The sequence below is a fragment of the Burkholderia sp. 28_3 genome, from assembly GCF_003253915.1.
Lineage (GTDB): Bacteria > Pseudomonadota > Gammaproteobacteria > Burkholderiales > Burkholderiaceae > Burkholderia > Burkholderia cenocepacia.
Window position 1 is genome coordinate 1 of the sequence record NZ_QKZF01000062.1, and the last position, 6,556, is coordinate 6,556.

10 protein-coding genes are annotated in these 6,556 nt (G+C 61.3%); 8 read left to right on the top strand and 2 right to left on the bottom strand.

From position 1 onward, the window contains the following. The first annotated feature begins 79 nt into the window (after positions 1 to 79). The 3 genes from DFS13_RS39375 (at position 80) to petA (ending at position 1,684) form a co-directional block, all read left to right on the top strand. Positions 80 to 307, top strand: coding sequence for a DUF4148 domain-containing protein (locus tag DFS13_RS39375; RefSeq protein ID WP_080353693.1), 228 nt, complete (start codon positions 80 to 82; stop codon positions 305 to 307). 128 nt (positions 308 to 435) lie between these two features. Beyond that, complete coding sequence (locus tag DFS13_RS39380; RefSeq protein WP_050068885.1) at positions 436 to 888, top strand: DUF4148 domain-containing protein; 453 nt, start codon at positions 436 to 438, stop codon at positions 886 to 888. Positions 889 to 1,063: 175 nt separating this feature from the next. Beyond that, on the top strand, positions 1,064 to 1,684 hold the full coding sequence (petA, locus tag DFS13_RS39385) for a ubiquinol-cytochrome c reductase iron-sulfur subunit (RefSeq protein ID WP_027810164.1): 621 nt from the start codon (positions 1,064 to 1,066) through the stop codon (positions 1,682 to 1,684). A gap of 37 nt (positions 1,685 to 1,721) precedes the next feature. Here petA and cueR read toward each other — a convergent pair whose 3' ends face one another. Further along, complete coding sequence (gene cueR / locus DFS13_RS39390) at positions 1,722 to 2,171, bottom strand: Cu(I)-responsive transcriptional regulator (protein ID WP_027810165.1); 450 nt, start codon at positions 2,169 to 2,171, stop codon at positions 1,722 to 1,724. Positions 2,172 to 2,453: 282 nt separating this feature from the next. Here cueR and DFS13_RS40120 point away from each other — a divergent pair, with 282 nt between their 5' ends. The 5 genes from DFS13_RS40120 to DFS13_RS39410 all read left to right on the top strand — a co-directional run bounded on the left by DFS13_RS40120 (position 2,454) and on the right by DFS13_RS39410 (position 6,045). Continuing rightward, on the top strand, positions 2,454 to 2,810 hold the full coding sequence (locus DFS13_RS40120) for a hypothetical protein (protein ID WP_039362793.1): 357 nt from the start codon (positions 2,454 to 2,456) through the stop codon (positions 2,808 to 2,810). A gap of 234 nt (positions 2,811 to 3,044) precedes the next feature. Next, entirely contained in the window at positions 3,045 to 3,608 is a 564-nt protein-coding gene (locus DFS13_RS41105; RefSeq protein WP_223274497.1) for a PCYCGC domain-containing protein, read from the top strand. An 80-nt stretch (positions 3,609 to 3,688) separates the two neighbouring features. Then, a complete protein-coding gene (locus tag DFS13_RS39400) occupies positions 3,689 to 5,335 on the top strand; it encodes a multicopper oxidase family protein (RefSeq protein WP_027810166.1) in 1,647 nt (548 codons plus the stop codon). A gap of 54 nt (positions 5,336 to 5,389) precedes the next feature. Then, on the top strand, positions 5,390 to 5,701 hold the full coding sequence (locus DFS13_RS39405; protein WP_027810167.1) for a high-potential iron-sulfur protein: 312 nt from the start codon (positions 5,390 to 5,392) through the stop codon (positions 5,699 to 5,701). 26 nt (positions 5,702 to 5,727) lie between these two features. Further along, on the top strand, positions 5,728 to 6,045 hold the full coding sequence (locus tag DFS13_RS39410; RefSeq protein ID WP_027810168.1) for a P-II family nitrogen regulator: 318 nt from the start codon (positions 5,728 to 5,730) through the stop codon (positions 6,043 to 6,045). Between the two features lie 193 nt (positions 6,046 to 6,238). Here the strand turns inward: DFS13_RS39410 and DFS13_RS39415 are convergent, their stop codons facing one another. Continuing rightward, a complete protein-coding gene (locus tag DFS13_RS39415) occupies positions 6,239 to 6,451 on the bottom strand; it encodes a hypothetical protein (RefSeq protein WP_223821135.1) in 213 nt (70 codons plus the stop codon). Positions 6,452 to 6,556 lie beyond the last annotated feature (105 nt).

Below are 6,556 nucleotides of genomic sequence, written 5' to 3' on the forward strand. Positions count from 1 at the left end.
CAGACATTCACGGCGCGTTCCTCAAACTCGGTTGCTGTCTGATCTGCTGGAATACCCTTCGGCGGGCCGATCAGTCTTTATGAAACCGTCTCTAACCCAATCGAGCACCGCTGATGCCGCTCCGAGTGCCCAAGGCAAGACCCGTGCGGACGTTCGCGGTGAATTGTTGCAGGCCGAAGAAGCAGGGATGCTCCCCGTGCTCAAAAACGATTATCCGATCAGTGCGACGGCGATCGAACGCAACCGTATCCGGTTTCAGCAGATCCAGCATGCGTGGGGGACGAGCGGGTTGACCACAGCGCAATAGTCGTGCCGCGATAGGTCGGGAAGCGGCCATCCGCTCCGGAGTATGACGCCGCCGGTACACCGGCGGCGCCATACAACTGAAATGATGACCAGATCCCTGACGGGCGTGCATGCGAAAACCATACCTCGATGTCGTCGTCCAAGGCGCTCGACATCGAACCAAGTTCCCAGGAGTTCAAGATGAACCGCTTTTCCTTCATCAATCGTGCCGCTTTTGCAGTCCTGATGGCATCCGTATCGGTATCTGTGATCGCTGGCGGCGGTGGGCCGCGTGGCCAGGACTATACGCAGCATCCGTCCAACGCGGTGACGATCGCATCGTCAGTTCCACTGGAGCAAGTTTCCACGACGGCCGTACGGACCGAGACCCGATTGCCACTCCCCGTCGGCATCAGCGCGCAGGGCAAGACGCGCACCGAGGTCTACGCAGAACTCGTGCAGGCTGAACGTGCCGGATTCGTCCCAAGCGGAAATGCCGACTACCCGCCCGGGCCGGTGACGATTGAACGCAACCTGATGCGATTCAAGATCGCAGAAAGCTGGTGGCAGTCAACGAATCAAGTCACCACGGCAGGAAAGTAAGCACCACGACGGCTTCGCCGCCCTCGCCACACGATAGCCGCCTTTGTGTGGCGAGCGATCGGCGCACCCGTTCAATGGCCAGCCGGTCGCGAGCAGTCACGATCAAGGTATTTGAGAACCGCAGGTTACCGACGCCACTCCAACTTGAGTCAGGCGCGGAATTACGGAGTGTGTGATGAACGACGAACAACTCGTCAGGGTCGATACGTCTCGCCGACGCTGGCTGGTCGCCACAACGACCGCGAGTGGAATCGGGATGGTGGCCGCCACCGTCCCCTTTCTGGAATCGCTGGCGCCGTCGGAAAAGACCAAAGGGCTGGGTGCACCGGTCGACGTCGACATCGCGGGGCTCAAGCCGGGAGAAAGCCTCACCGCCGCATGGCGCGGCAAGCCCGTGTTCGTCGTGAACCGAACGGATGGGATGCTGGCCACAGTTGTTTCGTCCGATTCCCAGGTCGCCGATCCTGCTACCCGGCATCCCTTTTCGATGCCTCTGCCGAGCTACTGCCGAAACGAATATCGTTCCAGAGCGGAGCGCAAGAATATCCTGGTGCTCATTGGCGTCTGTACGCACCTCGGGTGTACACCCACCGCACGATTTCAACCGGGCCCGCAGGCTAATTTGCCCAACGACTGGCCCGGCGGTTTCCTCTGCCCCTGTCACGGCTCGACTTACGACCTGGCCGGGCGCGTATTCAAGAACAAACCCGCACCCCAAAATCTCGACGTGCCGAAATTCATGTTTCCGTCGTCGATCCACCTCGTCATCGGTCGGGACGAAAGTGGCGACGCATGACGGCGCTGCCTCTGTCTGACAGCGCGTGGCGTTTGCCTCAGGGTTTTGTCGGCAGTTCGGGAGGGTTCGCCGAACATTTTCCTGAAGTCACCATCTGCCGCTCGCCACCGATCCCGTCCAGGATCGGGCACGTCGGCCGCTCGTCCCCCGCACAATGGCGCGCGAGGTGCGCAAGCTTATCTCGCATCTCGACTAATTCCGCGATGCGTGCATCGAGATCGGCGATATGTTGCACCGCGATAGCCTTGACCTCTGCACTTGCGCGCCCCCGATCCTGCCACAGCGAAAGCAGTTGCCGAATCTGTTCGATTGGGAAGCCGAGCGTGCGCGCCTGGTGGATGAAGCGCAGCACCTGGACGTCGTCTTCCCGATAGATACGGTATCCGCTGTCGGTACGCCCGGCGGTTCCAACAAGCCCGATACTCTCGTAATAGCGAATCATCTTCGCGGACACACCTGCAGCCGCCGCGGCTTGCCCAATGTTCATGACTCTCCCAACAAATCAAAGGAATACGAGGCGTCGTCCCGTTCCGCGATGACGCGGTGCATCCGACCCCGCGCACGTCCGAGATCATTCAGCTTACTATATGCCTTCCAACAAAAGGAAGGATGGCGCGAACAGTTTCCGGCGGTCAGTCCGTCGAAATTTGGCGCCGGTATGTCTACGATTCTTTCGAAACGGCCATGCCATGTCAGACCTTCCAATGGCATCCGAATAGGGTCCGCCCCGCAGTGACCGCGACGACTGACGTCGCCTATACTGGATTCCATGAAATTCCTGTCTCGCCTTGTCGCCATCGTGCTGATCGCATGGTTGCCGATTCTCGGCTACCCGGCGACGGGCTCGGCTTGCCCGGCCATGTTCCCGGTATCCGATATCCAGGCCCGACACGCGTGCAATGCGCAGCCATGCAAGATGGTGCATGACACGAAAACGCACATCGCAGACGCCAGCGCCGCATGTCGCACGACGATGGGCGGACTGTCCTGCGGAATAGTTTTCATGGCATCCGTGCCGCTGACGTTTCAACCCGTTGCCGCGCCCAGCCCCTACGCACCCAGGAACAGTGTACTGATCACCCAGTACGCGCCGGAGCCGCTCCAGCGCCCTCCTCGAGCAGCCTGATTCCTCGCGGTTCCATCCCGCCCCCCGGGTACGCTCGTCCATGTCGCCGTGAAAATGCCTTCTGTGCCGTAACGCGCGCGTTCAAGCGCAACTTGGCATGAGTTCGAGGCACAGGGCGCATTCGTCAGCATCCCAACTAGCTTGCCCAGTGCGGCTTGCATGAACCGAATTCAATGGTTGCGGTGTCGATGCCCGTCGCCCCAGCATGGCAACCCGTTGCAGCAGATACGCGATATGAAACGCAATCAACCTGATCGAACACCACCAACGCAGTCTCGCCGCAGCGCGACAAGCCGCATTGACCGCAATCGTCGGCGCATCCTGTTCTGGGTCGTGCCGACCTTCCTGGCGGCAGGCGCATCATCGATACTCTTCGAGGTCGTTACGTCGAGACGCCCGGGTGTTCGAGCCAGTGCGCCGGCTTCGACTTCGGCAACGCGTGAATCCAACTGGCGTGTCGGCATGTTAAGGCCCAACGGATTGCGCATTGTCCCGAGCGGGCGCCACGACGCGTCACGCGTGCTCGCGCCCGAGCAATTCGCGGATCCCGAAACGCGCCATGCGTATTGGGTGGCCACGCAAATCCCCGCGACCCTCAATCAACTGTATTGCTGGTGCGGTTGCGAAAACACCGGCGAACATCGCTCGAACCTCCAGTGCTTCGAGGACAAGATGGCCGTTTCCTGCCCGGTTTGCCGCGGCACGGCGGAGATTGCGTTCGACATGAAGCGCAAAGGGATCACCGACGCGGGACGCATCCAAGCGGCGGTCGATGCGAAATGGGCACCAAAGGGATAGTCGGAATGCCTCGCGCGCGGCCCACGACATGCCTGCGCGACCCGTACATTGATGCACGCATCCTGTCACGGAGATGAACGATGACGACGATCGACCGCATCACGCGCCGTACGCTATTGCGAGCGTCGCTCGCATCCACTGTGATTGCCGTCGGCCCCCGGCCGCTTGCGACGCTTCTACAGCCGAATGCGCGTGCCGCCGGCACGCCTTTCATCCCCGATGTGTCGATCGAACTGCATGCGCGGCCGGATCGGCTGAACCTGTTGCGCGGCCCCGCAACAGGCGTATGGCGTTATGACGGAAAAGTCACGCACGGCGATCCACACGCCTTGTGGTTCGTCTCCGACGGCTACGCGCCAGTTGTGCACGTACGCCGGACACAGAAAGTGCGAATCGAATTCGTCAATGACCTGCCTGAACCAACGATTGTCCACTGGCACGGCTTGCTCGTGCCCGCATCGATGGACGGGCACCCGCGCGATGCGATCGCCACGAAACAGCGCTACGTGTACGAATTCGACGTCCTGAATCGCGCAGGGACGTACTGGTTTCACGCACATCCGGATGGCCGCACCGGTGCGCAGATCTATCACGGCCAGGCGGGCCTTCTGATCGTCGATGACGAGGAAGATGCCGCCCTTCCCCTGCCCCGCGGCAGCTACGACGTGCCGTTGATGATTCAGGACCGCACATTTGACGACGACAACCAGCTTGTCTATCTGTCGCAGCAATCCGGTGGAATGATGGGTGGTCGCGGGATGATGGGCAACCGGGGCATGATGGGCGGTGGAATGATGGGCCGCGGCATGATGAACGGCGGGCAAGGCGGCATGGCCGACATGATGGTGCAGATGATGGGTTTCCTCGGCGACCGGATTCTCGTCAACGGCCGGCCCGACTACGTGCTACCGGTCGCCACACGGGCCTACCGGTTGCGTTTCCTGAACGCATCGAATAGCCGCATCTACAAACTCGCTTGGCACGACGGTTCTCCGCTGACCGTCATTGGAACCGATGGCGGCCTGCTCGACCGCCCGCTGCGGCGGTCCTATGTGACCCTGGCACCGGCCGAACGGCTTGACCTCTGGGTGGATTTCAGCGGCAAGCCGATCGGCACTGTCCTGACGCTGCAGAGCCAAACGTTCTCCGGCGACGTCGCCATGGGGGGAATGATGACGCGTACCCGGCTGCCGCTGGGTGCACGCTTTCCGGTCCTGACCGTCAAGGTTGTTCGCCGCGAACACACGAACGACGGCTTGCCCGCTACGCTGGCGCGAGTTCCCGTCGCTCACCCGCGTGACGCGATCAACTTCATGCAGCCGCGCGCGTTCGGCATCACGATGGGCATGATGACGTGGGGCATCGACGGCCGACGATTCGAGATGGACGGCGTAGCGCCGGCGGAAACCGTCAAGGCCGGCACGACCGAAATTTGGGAATTCCGCAACGACGAATCGATGATGCTGATGGCGCACGCGATGCACGTGCACGGCGTGCAGTTCCGCGTGCTCGACCGCGTGGTCGATGCGGAGTTCGCCGGCGCGCGCCACACGCTGTCGGATGGCTATGTCGATGACGGATGGAAGGACACCGTGTTCATGATGCCCGGCGAACGCGTGCGTCTGCTTGTTTATTTCGGAGAACGCACTGGCATGTACCTGTACCACTGCCACATGCTCGAGCACGAGGACTCGGGATTGATGCGCAACTATCTGGTCGAGCGATAGCGGAACGCTTCGCCTGCAGGGCTCGGCTCAAAGCAACGCCATAGGAGGTCAATCGTGAGGATCACCCGCCGCACATTCATTTCGGTCGCCGCCGGACTTGCCTCGGTGGCGACGTTCGGCCGGCACGCGCAGGCGGATGCCGGCGTCGTGCAGGAAAGCGACGCGAATGCCGTCGCGCTCGGCTACAAGACGGACGCGAGCAAGGTCGACAGGACGAAATTTCCAAAGTTTCAGGCTGGACAAGCGTGTGCGAGCTGCCAGTTCTTTCAGGGCAAGACCGGCGACACCGCGGCACCGTGCACGGTGTTTGGCGGCAAGCGGGTCAGCGCGAAAGGCTGGTGTAGCGCCTACATGAAGCGAGCCTGATCGCTCAAAACCACCGGGAGCAGACCATGGAAACACAATGCGTTGTCGCGATCGTTCGACCAGAAACGCTCGATGCGATCGAGAAAGAGATCCACTCGATTGATACACACGGCGTCACGATCACTAAAGTAAAGGGCTTCGGCGCACACCTGAATCCCTATGCCAAACATTGGGAAACCGAACACCTGAAAATCGAGATCTTCACGCGAGCATCGGACGCCGACGCGCTCATCGAGGCCATCATGCGAGTGACGCACGTCGGCGCGCCCGGCGACGGTGTCGTTGCGGTCATCCCGGTCACCGGTTTCTACAGCATCCATACGATGAAACCGGTGGTTCCTTGACCAGAAAGAGGTTGCAAACCATGGTCGATTTTTACCGCGACATCAGGACGTTATCCGCGACCATGCGCAGCACGTCGTCTCGTCGGCCGTGAAACTCCGGCTTCGGATCTCGACGCCGCGCCCTCACGGCGGTGAAAATCGTGCCGACGGGACGCCGGTTGCGACACGGGCGCCGGTCAGCGCCTGGAGCGGCTCATCGGTTCCATCGTCGCAGATGCGCGAGAAACGTATCGGCGCTGACGAATCCAACCAGTTGCGCGTCGGGCGCCAGCCGGCCTTCCTTGCCGTAGAAAATCAGTGCCGGCGGCCCGAACAATCCGAAGCGCCGCAGCATCGCAGTGTCTTCCGCGGTGTTGCGCGTCACGTCGATACGTAGCAGCGTCCAGTGCATGAATTCGTCGATCACGCGCGAATCACGTAAGCGGCTCGGCGCGACCAGTTCCATATTCGCGCGCGCATGGGGCATGATGTGAGAGCTTGGGGAGTTCCGTGAGGATCACGTGAGATCGTG